Genomic DNA, 17,224 nt, shown 5'->3' on the forward strand with positions numbered 1-17,224 from the left:
CTTCGTAAGCCTTGGGGTGCCCCGGAATAGACGAAGCCCCTGGCGCAATAGCGCAAGGGGCTCTTGCACAAAGATGCTACCCGAGGAAGCGAGGCAAGGCCGAGGTGGCGGCTTTGGACCATCCATCTGACCGGGCGGACGAGGGTCTTTCCCGGGAACTTCTGGTGATCGTGGACCCCCTCGCCCGGCGAACGGACGGGGAATCCGTCCGGATCGCGAAAGACGTCCTGTGTGCGGGGGCGACCGCGAAGGTGTGCCTGCCGGACGGGCCGGAGGATCTGGCGAAGGTGCTGGCCAAGCGGGGTGCGCGGCGCCCCGTGGTGGTCGGTGACGACCGGGCGCTCGTGCGCGTGGTGACCGCGCTGCACCGGGAGCGTGCGCTGACCGGAGCGGTGCTCTCGATGGTCCCCGTGGGCGGTGCGGTGTCGCTCGCGCGCACGCTCGGGGTGCCGCTCGGGGCGGTGGCCGCGGCGCGGGCCGCGCTCGACGGGGCGGAGCGGCGGCTCGACCTGCTGGTGGACGACAGCGGCGGGGTCGTCCTCGGTGACCTGCGGATCCCGCCGGTGGCCGCCCCGGCGCCGCCCGCGGGGGTGGCGCTCGACCGGTCCTGGCTGCGTACGTGCCGCTCGCTGGTCCGCACCCTGGCCGCACGCCCCGCGCCGCCCGGGCCGGTGGCGCCCGCGCGGCTGCGGGTCGAGGCGGACGGGGTGACGCTGGTCGACCTGGACCAGGAGGTCGAGGGGGTGCTGGTCGGACCCGCGACCGGGACGGGCTTCGCGCGGGTCGAGGTCCGCGGGGCCTCGGAGCCCGTGCTCACGCAGGCCCGTACGGTCACCGTGTCGGGGCCGGACTTCCGGTACCGGGTGGATGCGGGGGCTCTGCGCGGGCCTGTGCGGAAGCGGACCTGGAGGGTGCAGGTGGGAGCCTGGGGGTTGGCGTTGCCCTGAGCGGATCGGGCTTTGGGGCAGCGGCTCGGGCCTTTGGGGTTCAGTCCAGGCCCAGCGTCTTCCTGTGTTCCCGCCAGCGGTCCATCAAGCCGCCCAGTTCCCCCTGGACGAACTCGAAGAACGCCAGCGTCTCCCCCAGCCGCTTGCCCGCCGGGGTGTCCGCGCCGAAGCTTTCGACGCCCTCCGCGAGCGATTCGACCCAGCGCTTCACGACGCTGTCCCGGCTGGCGAGCGCCTCGTACCACTGGTTCCCGTGCACCCGGAACAGATCGCGCCGCGTACCGGGCTCCCGCTCGCGCGTGACCATGTGGACCTGCGTCAGATAGCGCACCGCGCCGGACACCGCCGCCGGGCTGACCTGCAGCCGCTGCCCCAGTTCCGCCGACGTGAGCGCGCCGTCCTCCGAGGAGAGCAGCGCCGCGAAGACGCGGGCGGGCATCCGGGGCAGGCCGGCCTCGACGAGCTGGCCCGCGAACCGCTCCACGAAGCGGGACGGGTCCGTGCTGCTGTTGCTACTCATACCGCGAGTTTATAGGCTTCCTTAACTTCACAAATTTGTGAAGCAAGCGTACGTTCAGAAACATGACGAAGGCAATCACGGTCTCCGGACTCCACAAGTCGTTCGGCAGGACCGCCGCCCTCGACGGGCTCGACCTCGACGTCGAGTCCGGAGAGGTGCACGGCTTCCTCGGCCCGAACGGCGCGGGCAAGTCGACCACCATCCGCGTCCTGCTCGGCCTGCTGCGCGCCGACTCGGGCGCCGTGCAGATGCTCGGCCGCGACCCCTGGGCGGACGCCGTCGAACTGCACCGCAAGGTCGCGTACGTACCCGGGGACGTGACCCTGTGGCGCAACCTCAGCGGCGGTGAAGTCATCGACCTGTACGGGCAGTTGAGGGGCGGGCTCGACGCGAAGCGGCGCGCCGACCTCATCGAGCACTTCGAGCTCGACCCGACCAAGAAGGGCCGCACCTACTCCAAGGGCAACCGGCAGAAGGTCGCGCTCGTCGCCGCCTTCGCCGCCTCGGACGTCGACCTGCTCATCCTCGACGAGCCCACGTCCGGGCTCGACCCGCTGATGGAGGAGGTCTTCCAGTCGTACGTGGAGGAGGCGGCCCGCGAGCGCGGGCAGACGGTGCTGCTGTCGTCCCACATCCTCAGCGAGGTCGAGGAGTTGTGCGACCGCGTCTCCATCATCCGCAAGGGACAGACCGTGGAGAGCGGGTCGCTGGCGCAGCTGCGGCATCTGACGCGGACCAGCATCACGGCCGAACTCACCGGCGAACCGGGCGAGTTGGGGTCGCTGCCCGGAGTGCACGACATCGACGTACAGGGAAAGCGCGTCAAGTTGCAGGTGGACACCGACAAGCTGGATGCCGTGCTGCGCTCGCTCACCGCGTCCGGCGTGCGGTCGCTGACCAGCACGCCGCCGACCCTGGAGGAGCTGTTCCTGCGGCACTACCAGGACGACGTGCGCACGCCCGAGACGGCGGCGGCCCGATGACCGCCCTCACCGCCGGCTACGCGCCGCGCACCGGCGGAAGCCGCCAACTCGCCGCCACCGGCGCCCTGTTGAAGCTGGCGCTGCGCCGCGACCGGCTGATGATCCCGATCTGGGTCTACGTCGTCGCACTGACCGTGGTCACCATGCCGAGGACGCTGAAGGGCATCTACGCCACGCCCGCCGAGCGCGCCGACGTGCTGACCACCATGCAGGCCAACAGCTCGCTGCGCGCCCTGTACGGACCGGCCATCGACGACTCGCTCGGCGGGCTCACCGTGTGGCGCGTGGGCGCGTACGCGGCGCTGTTCGCGGCCGCGATGAGCCTGCTGATCGTCGTGCGGCACACCCGTGACGAGGAGGAGAGCGGGCGCCAGGAGATGGTGTCCGCCGCGATGGTCGGGCGGCGTGCGCCGCTCACGGCCGCGCTGCTGACCGCGCTCGTCGCGAACGCCGCGGTGGCGGCGATCATCGCGGTCGGGATGCCGCTGATGGGCGCCGGGGGCGTCGCGGGCGGGGTCGCGCTCGGGCTCGCGACCGCCGGGGCCGGGATGGTGTTCGCGACGACGGCGGCGATCGTCGCCCAGTTCACGGAGAGCGCGCGGCTCGCGCGGGGCGTGAGCGCGGGCCTGCTGGGCGTGGCGTTCGTGCTGCGGGCGGCGGGCGACGCGGGTACGGACGACGGTTCGTCGGTGCTGACCTGGATCTCTCCGATCGGCTGGCTGGAGAACACCCGCGCCTACGCCGGTGAACGCTGGTGGGTGCTGCTGCTGTTCGCGGCGGCCGTGCTCGCGCAGGGCGCTGCGGCGTACGCGCTGGCCGGGCGGCGCGACATCGGCATGAGTTTCCTGCCGAGCCGCCCGGGTCCCGCGCAGGGCCGCCTCGCCTCCGCGGGCGCGCTGGCCTGGCGGTTGCAGCGCGGCAGCGTCCTCGGCTGGTCCCTCGGCTTCTTCGCGTCGGGCGTCGCGCTCGGCGGCGTCACGAACGGCGCCACGGACCTCGTCGGCGACAACGCCAACACCCGCGACATCATCGAGCGGATGGGCGGCCAGTCCGGGCTCACCGACGCGTTCCTCGCGGCGATGGTCGGCATGCTCGGGATGGTGGCCGCGCTCTACGTCGTCCAGGCCGTGCTGCGGATGCACGGCGAGGAGACCTCACAGCGGGCCGAACCGGTGCTCGCGGGCGCGGTGGGCCGGCTGCGCTGGGCGGCGGGCCATCTGGTGATCGCCTTCGCCGGCGCGGCCCTGATCATGCTGCTCGGCGGCCTCGGCCTCGCGGTCGGCCACGGTCACGACCTCGGCCCTGTCCTGGGCGCCTGCCTGGTCCAGCTCCCGGCGGTCTGGGCGCTCGGCGGTGTGGCGATGCTCCTCTACGGCCTCGCCCCGCGGGCGGCGGTCGGCGGCGGCTGGGGCGTGGCGGGCGCGGCGCTCCTGATCGGCTGGATCGGCCCGGCCCTGAAGCTGCCGCAGGCGGTGATGGACCTGTCCCCGTTCGGGCACCTGCCGAAGCTGCCGGGTGGGGAGATGGAGTGGGGGGCCGTGGTGGTCCTGACGGGGCTGGCCGTGGTGTTCGTGGGGATGGGGCTGGTGGGGTTGCGGCGGCGGGACATGTCCAACTGAGCGGGGCCCCACCGGGACGCCGGCGGGGCCTGTTGTCAGTGAGTCTCAGCGGACGTACCGCTTGAGCTGTTCGGTGTCCAGCTCGATCCCGACCGGATCGGGGAGGCGGACGCGCTCGCCGAAGAGCGCGGTGTGGATGTCCCGGTACTCGCCGCGCGCTGCGTCCGGCTTGCTGTGCACGACCACCGCGCCCGCATCGCGGTCCACCAGCAGATACACGGGGATGTCCGCGGCGGCGTAGGCGGCGGGCTTCTCCACACGGTCGCGGGCGTGTGTGTCGGAGTCGTACGACGTCACTTCGACCGTCATCAGGACACCGTCGGCCTCCGCCCAGTCCCCCTGATCGATGAAGTGGTCCACCGGGGTCAGCACGCCGTCCGGCTCCGCCCTGCCCTTGCGGTACTCCTCGACTTTGAGCCCCTGGGTGGGGTTCAGGTCGAGATCCGGCCGTGCCTGCATGCACTGCCGGATCAACCACATGATGAGTGAGCTGTGCTTTCCGTCCGTCACGCCCTTGATCCCGATCCGTCCGTTGATGAACTCCAACCTGACGGCCTCGGTCTCCTTGGCGGAGAACGCGGCGATCTTCTCGAACTCCTCCACCGACATCGGAAGCGTCTCGGGCGACGTGCGCTCAGCCATAACCGTCATGGTGCACTCCTTTCCTGGCGGGCACCACTGTGACCAGGCCCACGCGCTTACGAGTCGCGTTCGAGAGGCGATCACCCGCCCGAGTGATCGCAGAATCGTCAAAGCTCCACAGCCAGCCCCTCCATCCCCCGGATCACGAAGTTCGGCTTGCGGACCGGCTCCGCCGCGAGCCGCAGCGTCGGCGCCTGGGTGAGCAACGCCCGCATGGACGCGCCGAGTTCGAGGCGGGCCAGCGGTGCGCCGATGCAGTAGTGGATCCCGGCGCTGAAGGAGATGTGGGGGTTGTCCGTACGAGTCAGGTCCAGGCGGGCCGGGTCGGGGAAGACCGCCGGGTCGTGGTTGGCCGCGCCGAAGAGGAGGGCCACTTCGGAGCCCCGGGGGATGACGGTGCCCGCCAGTTCCACGTCGTCCAGGACCCAGCGTTCGAAGAGCTGGAGCGGGGTGTCGTAGCGCATCAGCTCCTCGACGGCCGAGGGGATCAGGGAGTGGTCCGCGCGCAGGGCCGCCAGTTGGGCGGGGTGGTGGAACAGGGCCGACCAGCCGTTGACCGTCGAGTTCACCGTGGCCTCGTGGCCCGCGTTGAGGAGCAGGACGCAGGTCGAGATCATTTCCTGCTCGGTGAGGCGGTCCCCCTCGTCGTACGCGGAGATGAGCCCGGAGATCAGGTCGTCGCCGGGAGCGGCACGCCGGGCGGCTATCAACTCGCGTAGATACTCCGTGAATTCGGTCGACGCACGCACCGCGGCCCGTGCCGTCTCGTCCGGCGGGTTCAGCTCGTACATGCCGCAGATCGCCGCCGACCAGGGGCGCAGCAGGGGCCGGTCGGCCTCCGGGATGCCGAGCATCTCCGCGATGACCGCGACCGGGAGGGGTTCGGCGACCGCGGTGAGGAGGTCGCCGCCGCCGTCCGCGACCAGGCCCGCCACCAGGTCACCGGCCAACTTCTCCACGTACGGCTGGAGTTGCTGCACCGTGCGCGGCGTGAACGCCTTCGAGACGAGGCGGCGGATGCGCGTGTGGTCCGGCGGTTCGAGGTCGAGCATGCCGTGGTCGTTGAGCGTGTGGAACGGCTCGTGCTCGGGCGGGGGCGCCGTGCGGCCGAAGTCCTCGTGCGCGTACCGGTGTTGGTAGGTGCGGCCGAGGCGCCGGTCGCGCAGCAGCGCCGAGACGTCGGCGTGGTGCGGGATCAGGTACTGGCGCGTCGGCTCGAACCAGTGGACCCGGCCGGCCTCGCGCAGCGCCGCGTACGCGGGGTACGGGTCGGCGACGAAGGCCGGGGACCAGGGGTCGAAGACGGCGGGGGCGGGGGCGGCGGTGGCTTCCATGCGGGGACGTTAGTCCTCCGTCGCGCCCGTGACCAGGGTCTCCTCCTGTTCCGCCGGGGATTCCCGCGGGGTTTCGGGCGCCGCGTGGGGGCGCAGCGCGACCAGCACGAGCAGCGCCGCGAACAGGGCCGCGCAGCCGCAGACGACGAACCCGAGCGCGTAGCCGTGGCCGAGCGCGTCGAGCGCGAAGGAACGGGCAGCACCCGGCGGGGAGTTCGCGGGGACGGAGTTCAGGGCGAGCGGGCCGCCCTCGTGCAGCACCTCGTGCGCCGCGGCCTTCGAGGCGGCGGGCAGGGACGAGCCGGGCAGCGCGTCCGTGATCCGGGAGGCGGCCTGGCTGAGGGCGACGGCACCGATGACGGCGGGGCCCAGCGTGAAACCGAAGTCGCGCAGCAGGTTCGTCGAGGCGCTGGCCATGCCCGCGAGCGGGACGGGGACGGTGTTCACCGCCGTCGCCGTGATGGAGGAGACGGTGAGCGCGAAACCGGTGCCGACCAGGCCGAGCGGCAGGATCAGCGAGGTCAGAGCGCGGTCGTCGACGTCGAGCGTGGCCGCGAGGAAGTCACCCGCCGCGATCAGCGCGAGCCCCGCGGTGAGCAGGGTCCGAGCCGGGACGCGGGCGAGCAGCCGGGAGGTGAGCGGGGTCAGGAAGGGGGTGATGCCGTTCAGGAGCAGGAACGCGAAGGCCGTGCGCATCGGGCTCTGGTGCTGGATCGGGCCGAGCCGGATGCTCGCCCCGTACGCGGTGCCCAGGAAGCTGAACATGCCGACGACGGCGACGACGGACGCGACGGCGAACGAGCGGTTGCGGAACAGGTCGAGCCGCAGCAGCGGCGACCGCGCCCGGCGCTCGGCCACCACGAACAGGCCGACGAAGACGGCCGCGACGACGAACGCGACCACGACCGGCGCCGAGCCCCAGCCGTCGGTCGGCCCCTGGATGACGGCGTAGAGCAGCGCGAAGAGGCCGACGCCGATGGTGATCTGGCCGCCGATGTCGAGGGAACGGCCCTGTGGTGCGGAGGAGTTGGTGGCGAACAGCAGGCTGACCAGGGCGCTGAGCGCGGCGACGATCGCCACGACCACGAAGGACCAGCGCCACGATCCGTACGTGCCGGTGATCCCGCCGAGCAGCGGCGCGAGGAAGCCGCCCGCGGAGAGGCTGGAGGCCCACAGGGCGATGGCGCGGGCCCGCTGGGCGTGTCCCGTCGTGCCCGCGGCGATCATCGCGAGCGACGTCGGGAAGAGTGCGGCGGCGCCGAGCCCGGCGAGGGCCTGGCCGACCCACAGCTGGTGGATGCCGCTGCTCGCCGCGGCGACCACCTCGCCCGCGCCGAGCAGGACGGCGCCACCGACGAGCAGCCGTTTGCGCCCGAAGAGGTCGCCGAGGACACCGAAGGACAGCTCCAGGACGGTGACCGGGAGCAGGAACGCGTCGGATATCCAGGTGAGTTGGGAGCCGACCGGGTGCAGGTGCTCCTGGAACAGGCCGTTGAGCGTGGCCGGGATGGCGATGCCGATCTGGGCGAGGCAGACGGCGAGGCAGCCCGCGATGAGAGTGCCGAGCGCCAGTCGGGGTGCGACCGCTTTGTCCGTACCGGTTTCCGTGTCCATGGGTGGCAGTCCCTACGTCGTCGTCAGAGCCGGGGGGTGCGGGCAGAAGCAGCGCGGCCGACCGTCAACTCACCGGGCCGGTAGGGGACATAAGCGGCCCCGTCGAGGCCGAGTCCGAGCGCGGCCTGTTGCAGGGCGGCCGGCTCCGCGACGGCACCCCAGTGCCCGGTGGCCACGCGGCGCTCGACGGCGTGCACGGCGGCGAGGGTCTCCGCGGTGGTGAAGGCGCAGTGGCCCTGCCGTTCGACGTAGGCCTGGCGCAGCAGGGCGCCGTCGCCGGACGCGCGGACGCGGTCGGCGAAGCGGTTCTCCTGCTCGACGGGGACGAGGTTGTCGGCCGTGGTGTGCACGTCGAGCAGGGGCACGCCGAGCCCCTGTCCCGCCGACGAGGTGCGGGCGGCGGCGCGCACGGCGTCCGGGTCGGCCGTGACGGCGGCGCCCGCGGTGAGGTCATCGAGGTCGGCGCCGAGGTCGAGCCCGGCCGCCCGGTACAGGGCGCGGACGCGCGGCGCGTGCGGGGACCCGGCGAGCAGGGCGGCGTAGTCGACGCCCCGGTTCCAGGAGTTGTTGCCGCCGACCGACTGCTCCACGGCGTACCGCCCGCCCTCGACGAAGGAGAGCAGTCCCTGGGCGAGCCAGGCGTACTGCTGCTCCTCCTGGCCCTGCCAGTCGTCGGCGGCGGGCCGGTCCTTGCCCGGGGCCCAGTCGGGGACGTTGAGGTAGGCGGCGGCGAGGGCGATGCGGGCGCGGCCTGCCGGGGTGGCCTGGGCGGCGGTGACGGCGGCCGTGAGCCGGTCTGCGGTGGCGGCCGCCTCGGCCTGCGTGTCGAAGCGTACGAGCTTCAACTCCTCACCGGGCAGCAGGAGTCGGGCGATCGTGTACTCGGCGTCGAGCTGGTAGTTGTCGAGGTCGGTGCCGCCCGCGACGAGCCCACACAGACCGAGGGCGCCGTCGATCCGGCCGGCTCCGTCGCGGGCGAGCTGCGCGTTGACGAGACCGCCCATGGACTGCCCCACGGACAGGGTGCGGCGCGGTGTGCCGATCTTCGCGGTGACGGCGTCGAGGGTGGCGAACTGGTCGCGTTCGGCACTGGCCAGGGCCCACTGGGAGCCGTTCGGGTCGTACGAGGATCCGGCCAGGGCGTAGCCCTCGGCGAGCAGCGCGGTGCGGGCCGCCTCCGACGGGGCGTCCTGGGCGACGGTGGGCCCGAAACCGTGGCTGAACAGGAGCAGGGTGCCGTTCCAGCGGCCGGGCGCGGGGACGTCGGCGATCCAGGTGGCGCCGTCGGCGAGGGTGCCGGTGAGGTGCTGAGCGGCGGCGGGAGAGGTGCCGGCGTGGGCGGCGCCGGGCGCGGTGAGACAGAGGGCAGCGGCCGCGGCCAGGGCGGCGGTCGCACGTATCGCACGTACACGAGCAGGCATGACGGTGCTCCGATCTGGATGCTCAGTGCACTGAGCGGAACGGCGAACGGCTCGGAATGTAGGGCAGTTCCAGAACGACCGTCAATGAAGTGCACAACATCAATTGAGGCGGACACCTTGGCAGGGGTCCCGCAAGGGCTCCGGTCAGGCCTCCGGGCGCACCGGCACCGTCTCGATCACGCGCCGCGCCGCGTCCTTCGCCGGCCCGTCGAGCCGCGCGTGCACCGCACGGAACAGGTCCTGCGCCGGGCCCGCCGGCCAGTCCTTCGGCAGGTGCTCCACCGGCAGCCTGGGGTCGCGGCGGATGACGCCGAGCCAGTCGGCGGCGAGCCGCAGCCGCAGCGCGAGGGCGTCCTGCGCACAGGCCGCGTCCGCCTCGGCGCAACGACGCCAGTGGGCACTGAACTCCCGGTAGGACGCGGCGAGTTGGGCCACGTCCCAGGTGTCGTCGATCATCTCGGCGATATCCATGCCGACGTCCGCCCTGGCCCGGAACACCTTGACGTGGGCGGCGAGGCCGAGCCCGGCGACGATGTCGGAGACGTCCACCTCGCCGGGCGCGATCCACAGGCCGTTGAACAGCGGCCCGAATCCGGCCCAGGTGAGCTGCGCGCGCAGATCGTGGCGCTGACGCTGCCAGGAGTCGGGCAGCGAGAAGCCGAGCAGCGACCAGGTGCCGTCCCAGTCGTCGTTCACGGCACCGGTCCCCCACACGCGGCGCTCGCCGTCACGCAGGATCTCCTCGGAGTGCGCGGTGAGCCCGAAGTACGTGCGCCTTCCCTCGCGTTGGCGGCGCAGCAGTCCGCGGCCCGTCATCCGGGTCAGGGTCGAGCGGGTCGCGTGCTCGCCGACGCCGGCCCGCGCGAACACCTCGATGACGCTGCCCGAGTACACGCACACGCCCCGCCCGAGCACCTGGTCGCCGAGGAAGCTCAGCATCAGGGACTGGGGGCGGGGGCTGGTGTCGGCGCTCACCCGGGTACGGTAACCGGCGCCCGGAAGGACGGACTTCTCAGCCCGGGGTGACCAGACGTGCCTCGTACGCGAACACGGCCGCCTGCGTGCGGTCGCGAAGGCCCAGCTTCACCAGGACCCTGCTCACATGCGTCTTGATCGTCGACTCGGCGACCACGAGCCGCCCGGCGATCTCCACGTTCGACAGGCCCTGCGCGATGAGCACGAGCACCTCCGTCTCGCGCTCGGTCAGCTCGCCGTACGCCCCCGGGTTCTGCACGGCGGGCAGCTTCGGGGTGTCGGAGAGCTTCGAGAACTCGGTGATGAGGCGGCGCGTGACCGACGGTGCAAGCAGCGCCTCGCCGCTCGCCACCACCCTTACCCCGTCGGCGAGTTGGCGGGCGGAGGCGTCCTTGAGGAGGAAGCCGGAGGCACCCGCGCGCAGCGCCTGGTACACGTACTCGTCGAGGTCGAAGGTGGTCAGGACGAGCACCTTCGTACCCGCGCCGTCCCCTTGGGCGGCGACGATCTCGCGGGTCGCCTCGATGCCGTTCATCTCCGGCATGCGGATGTCCATCAGGACGACGTCGGGGCACAGTTCACGCACCTGGGCGACCGCCTCGATGCCGTTGACGGCCTCGCCGACGACCTCGATGTCGGGCATGGCGTTCAGCAGGACCGAGAAGCCCTCGCGGACCATCATCTGGTCGTCGGCGATCAGGACCTTGATCATGCCGCGCCGTCCTCCTCGGGCTCCTCGGGCTCCTGCGCCTCTTGTGGCCGGGGTTCCCCGACGGGGACCGGCACGAACACCGTCACCTCGTAGCCGCCGTCCGCCGTCGCGCCCGCGGTCATCGCGCCGCTGAGCATGGTGACGCGCTCGCGCATGCCGGTGATGCCGTGGCCCGCGCCGGGGCTCGGCTTGGCGAGGGCGCTGGGCGGGCCGTTGACGATCCGCAGGCCCAGGCCGCCGAGGACGTACGACACCTCGACCGCGGCCTCGGCGCCCGGCGCGTGCCGCAGGGCGTTGCTGAGCGCCTCCTGCACGATCCGGTACGCCGACAGCTCGACGCCCGGCGGCAGTTCGCGCACCGCCCCGGTGATGCCCTTGGTGACGGTCAGGCCCGCGTCCCGCACGTTCTCCAGGAGCTTGTCGAGGTCGGCGAGGGTGGGCTGCGGGGCGTCGGGCGCCTGGTAGTCCTCGGCCCGTACGACGCCCAGGACGCGGCGCAGTTCGGTGAGCGCCGCCACCGCGTTCTGCCTGATCGTGACGAACGCCTGCTCCAGCTCGGGCGGCGGGTTCTCGACCCGGTAGGGCGCGGCCTCGGCCTGGATCGCGACGACCGACATGTGGTGCGCGACGACGTCGTGCAGCTCGCGGGCGATGTTCGTGCGCTCTTCGAGGAGCGTGCGCTTGTCGCGCTCGACGGCGGTGACCGTGCGCTCCTCGACGACCTGGCGGCGCGTGGTGCGGTTGGCCTGGATCAGGGTGACGAGGGCGAGGGCGATGCCGGAGACCAGCAGCATCGGGATGGTGTCGCTGTTGTACCAGCGGCCGAAGGCGGCGCCGGCCAGCAGCGAGTACGCCCCGCTGATGACCCACATCCAGGCTGCCGTACGCGGCCGGGTGCGGGCCGCGACGACCATCATGACGACCGTGTGGCCCACGGCGCTGCCCGCCGACCACGGGTAGAGGCCGTCGCCGCCGGTGACCACGACGAGGCAGGGGGACGCCGCGAGGGAGAGCCACCAGGCGAGGACCGGCCGGATCAGGGCGAGCGCGACGGGCACCGCCGCGAGGGCCCCGGCCAGCAGGGCGGAGACCGGGTTGATGAAGGTCGCCGCGGTGACGGCCGTGGTGAGCACGGCCAGCGCCAGCACGGCGACGTGCGGCAGGACCTCCAGTTCCCTGCGTATGCGCTTCGGGAACAGCTGGGCCAGCGGCCCGTTCGCGGCCGCCCGCGGCATCGGACGGTACGCCCGCACGTCCCGGAACAGGTCCTCGCGCAGGCCCCGCAGCGCCGCCTGGACGAGGCTGAACTCGGGGCTCCGTTCGCGGGGGCCCGTGGTGGTGGTCGTCTCGGTCATGCCCTTGACCGTACGGTGCGGGGCCCTGCGGGGGCGTCCCCAGTGCGACGGGTCCCGGGGGTCCGTCGTGAGTACTACGGGAGCGGGCCCGCACGGGGTCCGCTACCAGGCCAGCTGCGCGATCTCCTCGGCCACCACCGCGCACGCGTCCGCCGCCGGGTCGATCAGCGGGAAGTGGCCGACCTCCTCCAGGAACGTGACCCCGACGACCTCGCCCGCCCTGGCCGCCGCGTCCGCGTACGCCTCCGCCACCGCGTACGGCACCGTCGTGTCCGCCCGCCCCTGGACGAGCGTCGTCGCGATGCCCGTCGGCAGCAGCGCCGCCGGATCGGCGTACGGCCGCCGCGTCTCGAACAACTCGCCCTCACCGCCAAGGAGTTGGGCGCTCGCACCGCCGCACACCCCCAGCTCCTCCGCGAGGGCGAGGTCCGCGATCGGGGCGAGCGCGACGACGCCGCGCAGCGCGGGCGGGGCCGGGGTGTACCAGGGGGCGTCCGCAGGCAGGACGTGCCGGGCCGCGAGCCACAGCGCGAGGTGGCCGCCCGCCGAGTGCCCGGTGAGCACCATGCGGCGCGGGTCCGCCGTCGACAGGTGCTCGGCGGCGAGCGCGGGCAGCGCGTCGAACGCGGCGGCCACGTCGTCGAACGTCTCCGGCCAGCGCCCGGCCACCGGCCCGTCCGCACCCTGGTGGGGCAGCGAACTTCCTCTGCGGTACTCGACGTTGGCCACGGCGAAACCGCGCCGGGCCAGGAAGTCGCACAGCGGGCTCAGATGCTCCCGGTCGTAGGGTGCCCGCCACGCGCCGCCGTGCAGGGCGACGACCAGCGGGGCCGCGGTCGAGCCGTCGCGGGGCGCGTAGAAGTCGACGACCTGATCCGGGTGATCTCCGTACGCGGCGGTGACGTCCGGCACGACGGCGGGGTGCGAGAAGGCCGAGGCCTCCTCGGCCTCGTCGCGATCTGGCATGCTCCAACCTCTCGGCGTCGCAGTTGAGTTGCGGAAGAACTGCAGGAGAACAGCACGGTAAGCGGACGCTACCAGGCCCGTGACGTGCGTCAACACACACAGTTACCGAGCAAACGGTCCTGCTGTTCCGTTACCCTGGCCGTCATGAGCAGCGAACCCGAACCCGGCACGCTCCGTCCCGGCGGCCGCACGGCCCGTGTCCGCGCGGCCGTGCTCGCGGCCGCGGGCGACGTGCTGGCCGAGCAGGGCTTCGACCGGCTCGACCTGGCGGACGTCGCCCGCCGCGCGGACGTCGGCAAGACCACCGTGTACCGGCGCTGGTCCACGCCCACCGGGCTCGTCGCCGACCTCCTCGCCGAGATGGCCGAGGAGTCGCTGCCGCGCTCGGCGACCGGTTCCCTGCGCGGTGACCTGACCGCCAACGCCCGTCTCGTACAAGGGACGTTGGCGGACGCCCGGCAGGGCCCGCTGTTCCGTGCCGTGATCGCGGCGGCCACCTGTGACGGTCGTACGGCCGAGGCCCTCGGGCAGTTCTACGCGGTGCGGGTCGCGGAGTGGGCGCCGGTCGTCCAAGAGGCCGTCGACCGCGGGGAGTTGCCCGCGGGGACGGACGCGGCGGAGGTCGTGCGGGCGGTGTCGGCACCGCTCTACTACCGCCTCCTGACGACCGGGTCCGCGCCGACCGAAGCCGACGCGGACCGGGCCGTCGAGGCCGCACTCGCGGCGGCCACAGCCGGCGTCTACGTCACCTGAGGGCCACCCGAGGGACCACCGAGGGATCACCGCGGGATCACCGCGGGATCACCCGAGGGTGTCCGCGAGTACCCGCGCCGCCCGCTCGACCTCCGCGAACCCCAGGTACAGCGGCGTGAACCCGAACCGCAGCACGTCCGGCGCCCGGAAGTCACCCACCACGCCCGCCGCGATGAGCCGCTCCATGACCTGCCCCGCGTCCGCGCACCGCAGCGCCACCTGGCTGCCCCGCTCGGCGTGCGCGGCCGGGGTCACCGGCTCCACCCGCCCCTGCGGCACGTACGCCTCGACGCACTCCAGGAAGAAGTCGGTGAGGGCGAGGGACTTGGCGCGTACGGCGTCGACCGAGACGTCCGGGCGCTGCCAGACCTCGAGCGCCGCTTCCAGGGCCAGCATCGACAGGATGTCCGGCGTCCCGACGCGGCCGCGCACGGCCCCGTCCGCCGCCTCGTACTCCGGGCGCATCCCGAACGGCTCGGCGTGCGAGTTCCACCCCGGCAGCGGCGAGTCGAAGCGGCCCTGGTGCTCCTCGCGCACGTACAGGTAGGCGGGTGAACCCGGGCCCCCGTTCAGGAACTTGTACGTGCAGCCCACCGCCAGGTCGACCCCGTGCACGTCGAGCCCGACCGGCAGCGCGCCCGCGCTGTGGCACAGGTCCCAGACCGAGACGGCGCCCGCCGCGCGGATCGCCGCCGTGAGCCCCGGCAGGTCGTGCAGCCTGCCCGAGCGGTAGTCGACGTGGTTCAACAGCACTGCTGCCGTACGGGAGTCGAGCGCGGCAGGGACCTCGCCCGGCTCCACCGCGCGCACGGTGCAGCCCGTCATCCGGGCCGCCGACGCGGCGATGTACCCGTCCGTGGGGAACGTCGAGGCGTCCACGAGGATCTCGTCCCGCCCCTCCCCCGCCAGCCGCACCGCGCCCACAAGTGCCTTGAAGACATTGACACTTGTGGAGTCGCCGACCACGATCCGGCCCGCGGCCGCGCCCACCAGCGGGGCGATCAGGTCGCCGATCCGCTCGGGCGCCGTCCACCAGCCGGACTCGGTCCAGGAGCGGATGCGCAGCTGCCCCCACTCCCGGCGCACGACGTCGTCCAGGCGGCCGGGGACGTTCGCGGGCAGCGCGCCCAGCGAGTTCCCGTCCAGGTAGACGACGTCGTCGAGGACGAAGTCGCCGCGTACGCCCGCCAGTTGATCGTCGGCGTCCAGTTTCCGGGCCCGCTCGGAAAGATCCTGCGGATCAGACATGGGACCTCGCCGTCCACAGCTCGGGGAACACGTTCTTCTGCGCGCGCTTCTCCAGCCACGCCACGCCCGCGGAGCCGCCGGTGCCGGCCTTCGCACCCATGGCACGCCGCGTCGCCACGAGGTGGTCGTTGCGCCAGCGCCACACCAGCTCGGCGACGTCCGTCAACGCCTCGCCCAGACGGGCCAGTTCGTCGCTCTCGTCGCCCGCGTACAGGGCCGTCCACACGGCCTCGACCTCGGGCGACGGCTCGTAGCGCTGCGACACGTCACGGTCGAGGACGGCGCGCGGCACGTCGTGCCCGCGCCGGGCGAGCAGCCGCAGCACCTCGTCGTACAGGCTCGGCTCGTGCAGCGCCTTCTCCAGCTCGGCGTGCACGCGCGGCGCGCCCCGGTGCGGCACCAGCATCGACGCCGACTTCTCGCCGAGCAGGAACTCCATGCGCCGGTACATCGCCGACTGGAAGCCGCTGCCCTCGCCGAGGGCGGACCGGTAGGAGTTGAACTGTCCCGGGGTGAGCTGCGCCAGCGGCCGCCACGAGGCGTTCAGGGCGTCCAGCTCGCGCACGGACCGCTTGAGCGCGGCCACGGCGGTGGGGATGTCGTCGGCGGCGAGAGCCCGGGTCGCGGTCTCCCACTCGTGCACGATGACGGTGAACCACAACTCCATGACCTGGGTCGTCACGAGGAAGACCATCTCGCCGGGGTCGTCCGAGCGCAGGTGCTGGAGGTGGGTGAGCACGTCCGCCTGGACGTAGTCCTCGTAAGGCGTGGTGCCCGCGAAGTCGAGATGCGGGGCTGTCGTCGCTTCCGCGTCGTGGGACATCGCTGTCTCCTGTGTTGTACTCCGGGTAGCGGTCCGCCCTGCCGTTACCGGCACGGGGCCCCGGTCCCCACGTGCATCCTCCGCAATGGTCCCCCGAAACGGCAAGGCCCGCCTGGTCACACCAGACGGGCCGCACTGGAGAAGCGCTCTAGCCGAGGGTCTGCGCCGCCGTCTGCGACGAGTCCTTCAGGAACTGCGTGCAGCGCTCGTACTCCTCCTGCTCACCGATCTGCCCGGCGGCCCGCGCCAGCGCGTGCAGGGCCCGCAGGAAGCCGCGGTTCGGCTCGTGCTCCCACGGCACGGGGCCGTGGCCCTTCCAGCCGCTGCGGCGCAGGGCGTCCAGGCCCCGGTGGTAGCCGGTGCGCGCGTACGCGTACGACTCGACGACGCTGCCCCGCTCGTACGCCTCGTCGGCGAGCTGCGCCCAGGCGAGCGAGGAGGTCGGGTACTTGGCGGCGACATCGGCGGGCGCCGTGCCGTTCGCGAGGAGCTCGCGCGGCTCCGGGTCGTCGGGCAGGTGCGTCGGGGGCGGTCCCCCGAGGAGGTTCTCGTGAAGGCTCATGGGTTCCAGTGTGCCGGGCCGGCGGCCGGGTGCGCCGGGCGGGCCGTCACAGGTCGTCGGGCAACAGCCGGAACGCCTGGTGCCCGGTGAGCGGACGCATGGCCCGGAAATCCCTGCGGTCCAGCGTGAGCACGCACTCGGTCTCGTACACCTCCGCAAGGACCACGTTCACCGCGTCCGCCAGGTCCAGCGTCAACGCCTCATAGCGGTTCTGGACGGCGCGGGCCTTGCGCAGCACATCGACGGTGATCTCCGGCACCAGCAGCCGCATGGTGGCCGCCTGGCCCAGCAGCCAGTCGTTGACCTGGTGCGCCGCACGGCGGCCGACGTTGCGCGTCGTGATGTGCTCGATCTCCAGGAAGACGAGCGGGGACACCACCGTCGCGGAGGCACTGCGCAGCGCGACACGAGCCGACTTGAATTCCGGGTCGGTGACATTGAGTGCCGCGACCAGGCCGGACGTGTCGCCGATGACGATCAACGCTCGTCCGTCACCGCGTCACGAACCGCCACGTCGACATCCTCGGCCGTGACCGGTCCCCCGAAGTCGAGTTCAGGGATGTCCCAGTCGCTCTCCCACCGGCGGGCACGAAGCGCAGCGAGGTGGAACGCCTCACGGAAGTATTCCGCCTCAGGCCTGCCCTCCCGCTGAGCCGCCTCCTTGACGGCCCGCAGATCCTCCTCGTCGACCATCACCGTGGTCCTCTTCAGCGCCATATGGTTATGGTACCAGCGCCATAACTTTTGCGT

At 72.6% G+C, this 17,224-nt stretch carries 18 protein-coding genes; 4 read left to right on the top strand and 14 right to left on the bottom strand.

The window, feature by feature from the left end:
- The first annotated feature begins 113 nt into the window (after nt 1–113).
- Nucleotides 114–947, top strand: a complete 834-nt coding sequence (locus ACIBUY_RS13690; protein WP_399152636.1) for a diacylglycerol kinase family protein — start codon at nt 114–116, stop codon at nt 945–947.
- 40 nt (nt 948–987) lie between these two features.
- Here ACIBUY_RS13690 and ACIBUY_RS13695 read toward each other — a convergent pair whose 3' ends face one another.
- A complete protein-coding gene (locus ACIBUY_RS13695) occupies nt 988–1,467 on the bottom strand; it encodes a MarR family transcriptional regulator (protein WP_365564830.1) in 480 nt (159 codons plus the stop codon).
- Between the two features lie 62 nt (nt 1,468–1,529).
- Here ACIBUY_RS13695 and ACIBUY_RS13700 point away from each other — a divergent pair, with 62 nt between their 5' ends.
- Nucleotides 1,530–2,450: an ABC transporter ATP-binding protein gene (locus tag ACIBUY_RS13700; protein WP_365564833.1), complete on the top strand. Its 921-nt coding sequence runs from the start codon at nt 1,530–1,532 to the stop codon at nt 2,448–2,450.
- Nucleotides 2,447–4,069 (top strand): ABC transporter permease, encoded by a 1,623-nt coding sequence (locus ACIBUY_RS13705; protein ID WP_399152637.1) that lies wholly within the window; start codon nt 2,447–2,449, stop codon nt 4,067–4,069. The genes ACIBUY_RS13700 and ACIBUY_RS13705 overlap by 4 nt, the downstream gene beginning before the upstream one ends.
- Before the next feature lie 45 nt (nt 4,070–4,114).
- Here the strand turns inward: ACIBUY_RS13705 and ACIBUY_RS13710 are convergent, their stop codons facing one another.
- The 8 genes from ACIBUY_RS13710 to ACIBUY_RS13745 form a co-directional block, all read right to left on the bottom strand.
- Complete coding sequence (locus ACIBUY_RS13710) at nt 4,115–4,720, bottom strand: Uma2 family endonuclease (protein WP_399152638.1); 606 nt, start codon at nt 4,718–4,720, stop codon at nt 4,115–4,117.
- Between the two features lie 98 nt (nt 4,721–4,818).
- Complete coding sequence (locus ACIBUY_RS13715) at nt 4,819–6,045, bottom strand: cytochrome P450 (protein ID WP_399152639.1); 1,227 nt, start codon at nt 6,043–6,045, stop codon at nt 4,819–4,821.
- A gap of 9 nt (nt 6,046–6,054) precedes the next feature.
- Nucleotides 6,055–7,659, bottom strand: a complete 1,605-nt coding sequence (locus ACIBUY_RS13720) for an MFS transporter (RefSeq protein WP_399152640.1) — start codon at nt 7,657–7,659, stop codon at nt 6,055–6,057.
- Nucleotides 7,660–7,682: 23 nt separating this feature from the next.
- A complete protein-coding gene (locus tag ACIBUY_RS13725; protein ID WP_399152641.1) occupies nt 7,683–9,080 on the bottom strand; it encodes an alpha/beta hydrolase in 1,398 nt (465 codons plus the stop codon).
- Nucleotides 9,081–9,224: 144 nt separating this feature from the next.
- Nucleotides 9,225–10,055: a PaaX family transcriptional regulator C-terminal domain-containing protein gene (locus tag ACIBUY_RS13730; protein WP_399152642.1), complete on the bottom strand. Its 831-nt coding sequence runs from the start codon at nt 10,053–10,055 to the stop codon at nt 9,225–9,227.
- Nucleotides 10,056–10,092: 37 nt separating this feature from the next.
- The gene (locus tag ACIBUY_RS13735) at nt 10,093–10,767 is read right to left on the bottom strand and encodes a response regulator transcription factor (RefSeq protein WP_365564852.1); all 675 of its coding nucleotides are present in this window, start codon (nt 10,765–10,767) and stop codon (nt 10,093–10,095) included.
- Entirely contained in the window at nt 10,764–12,122 is a 1,359-nt protein-coding gene (locus ACIBUY_RS13740; protein WP_399152643.1) for a sensor histidine kinase, read from the bottom strand. The genes ACIBUY_RS13735 and ACIBUY_RS13740 overlap by 4 nt, the downstream gene beginning before the upstream one ends.
- A gap of 102 nt (nt 12,123–12,224) precedes the next feature.
- Nucleotides 12,225–13,088, bottom strand: coding sequence for an alpha/beta hydrolase (locus ACIBUY_RS13745; RefSeq protein WP_365564857.1), 864 nt, complete (start codon nt 13,086–13,088; stop codon nt 12,225–12,227).
- Nucleotides 13,089–13,232: 144 nt separating this feature from the next.
- Here ACIBUY_RS13745 and ACIBUY_RS13750 point away from each other — a divergent pair, with 144 nt between their 5' ends.
- Entirely contained in the window at nt 13,233–13,841 is a 609-nt protein-coding gene (locus ACIBUY_RS13750) for a TetR/AcrR family transcriptional regulator (protein ID WP_399152644.1), read from the top strand.
- A gap of 48 nt (nt 13,842–13,889) precedes the next feature.
- On the opposite strand, the gene kynU is transcribed toward ACIBUY_RS13750, so the two are convergent.
- The 5 genes from kynU to ACIBUY_RS13775 all read right to left on the bottom strand — a co-directional run bounded on the left by kynU (nt 13,890) and on the right by ACIBUY_RS13775 (nt 17,191).
- On the bottom strand, nt 13,890–15,089 hold the full coding sequence (gene kynU / locus ACIBUY_RS13755) for a kynureninase (protein WP_365564863.1): 1,200 nt from the start codon (nt 15,087–15,089) through the stop codon (nt 13,890–13,892).
- Complete coding sequence (locus tag ACIBUY_RS13760) at nt 15,082–15,912, bottom strand: tryptophan 2,3-dioxygenase family protein (RefSeq protein WP_365564865.1); 831 nt, start codon at nt 15,910–15,912, stop codon at nt 15,082–15,084. Before ACIBUY_RS13760 ends, kynU begins: the two co-directional genes overlap by 8 nt.
- Nucleotides 15,913–16,060: 148 nt before the next feature.
- Nucleotides 16,061–16,474, bottom strand: coding sequence for a DUF3151 domain-containing protein (locus tag ACIBUY_RS13765; RefSeq protein ID WP_365564868.1), 414 nt, complete (start codon nt 16,472–16,474; stop codon nt 16,061–16,063).
- 46 nt (nt 16,475–16,520) lie between these two features.
- Entirely contained in the window at nt 16,521–16,955 is a 435-nt protein-coding gene (locus ACIBUY_RS13770; protein ID WP_399152645.1) for a PIN domain-containing protein, read from the bottom strand.
- On the bottom strand, nt 16,952–17,191 hold the full coding sequence (locus tag ACIBUY_RS13775; protein WP_365564872.1) for a ribbon-helix-helix protein, CopG family: 240 nt from the start codon (nt 17,189–17,191) through the stop codon (nt 16,952–16,954). Before ACIBUY_RS13775 ends, ACIBUY_RS13770 begins: the two co-directional genes overlap by 4 nt.
- Nucleotides 17,192–17,224: the final 33 nt, after the last annotated feature.

Source organism: Streptomyces sp. NPDC050085, from assembly GCF_044460595.1.
Classification (GTDB): domain Bacteria; phylum Actinomycetota; class Actinomycetes; order Streptomycetales; family Streptomycetaceae; genus Streptomyces.

Bases quoted from the DNA above. Each gene is read 5' to 3' on its own strand.
- ACIBUY_RS13695 (WP_365564830.1), bottom strand. From the start codon at position 1,467: ATGAGTAGCAACAGCAGCACGGACCCGTCCCGCTTCGTGGAGCGGTTC.
- ACIBUY_RS13700 (WP_365564833.1), top strand. From the start codon at position 1,530: ATGACGAAGGCAATCACGGTCTCCGGACTCCACAAGTCGTTCGGCAGG.
- ACIBUY_RS13705 (WP_399152637.1), top strand. From the start codon at position 2,447: ATGACCGCCCTCACCGCCGGCTACGCGCCGCGCACCGGCGGAAGCCGC.
- ACIBUY_RS13710 (WP_399152638.1), bottom strand. From the start codon at position 4,720: ATGACGGTTATGGCTGAGCGCACGTCGCCCGAGACGCTTCCGATGTCG.
- ACIBUY_RS13715 (WP_399152639.1), bottom strand. From the start codon at position 6,045: ATGGAAGCCACCGCCGCCCCCGCCCCCGCCGTCTTCGACCCCTGGTCC.
- ACIBUY_RS13720 (WP_399152640.1), bottom strand. From the start codon at position 7,659: ATGGACACGGAAACCGGTACGGACAAAGCGGTCGCACCCCGACTGGCG.
- ACIBUY_RS13725 (WP_399152641.1), bottom strand. From the start codon at position 9,080: ATGCCTGCTCGTGTACGTGCGATACGTGCGACCGCCGCCCTGGCCGCG.
- ACIBUY_RS13735 (WP_365564852.1), bottom strand. From the start codon at position 10,767: ATGATCAAGGTCCTGATCGCCGACGACCAGATGATGGTCCGCGAGGGC.
- ACIBUY_RS13740 (WP_399152643.1), bottom strand. From the start codon at position 12,122: ATGACCGAGACGACCACCACCACGGGCCCCCGCGAACGGAGCCCCGAG.
- ACIBUY_RS13745 (WP_365564857.1), bottom strand. From the start codon at position 13,088: ATGCCAGATCGCGACGAGGCCGAGGAGGCCTCGGCCTTCTCGCACCCC.
- ACIBUY_RS13750 (WP_399152644.1), top strand. From the start codon at position 13,233: ATGAGCAGCGAACCCGAACCCGGCACGCTCCGTCCCGGCGGCCGCACG.
- kynU (WP_365564863.1), bottom strand. From the start codon at position 15,089: ATGTCTGATCCGCAGGATCTTTCCGAGCGGGCCCGGAAACTGGACGCC.
- ACIBUY_RS13760 (WP_365564865.1), bottom strand. From the start codon at position 15,912: ATGTCCCACGACGCGGAAGCGACGACAGCCCCGCATCTCGACTTCGCG.
- ACIBUY_RS13765 (WP_365564868.1), bottom strand. From the start codon at position 16,474: ATGAGCCTTCACGAGAACCTCCTCGGGGGACCGCCCCCGACGCACCTG.
- ACIBUY_RS13775 (WP_365564872.1), bottom strand. From the start codon at position 17,191: ATGGCGCTGAAGAGGACCACGGTGATGGTCGACGAGGAGGATCTGCGG.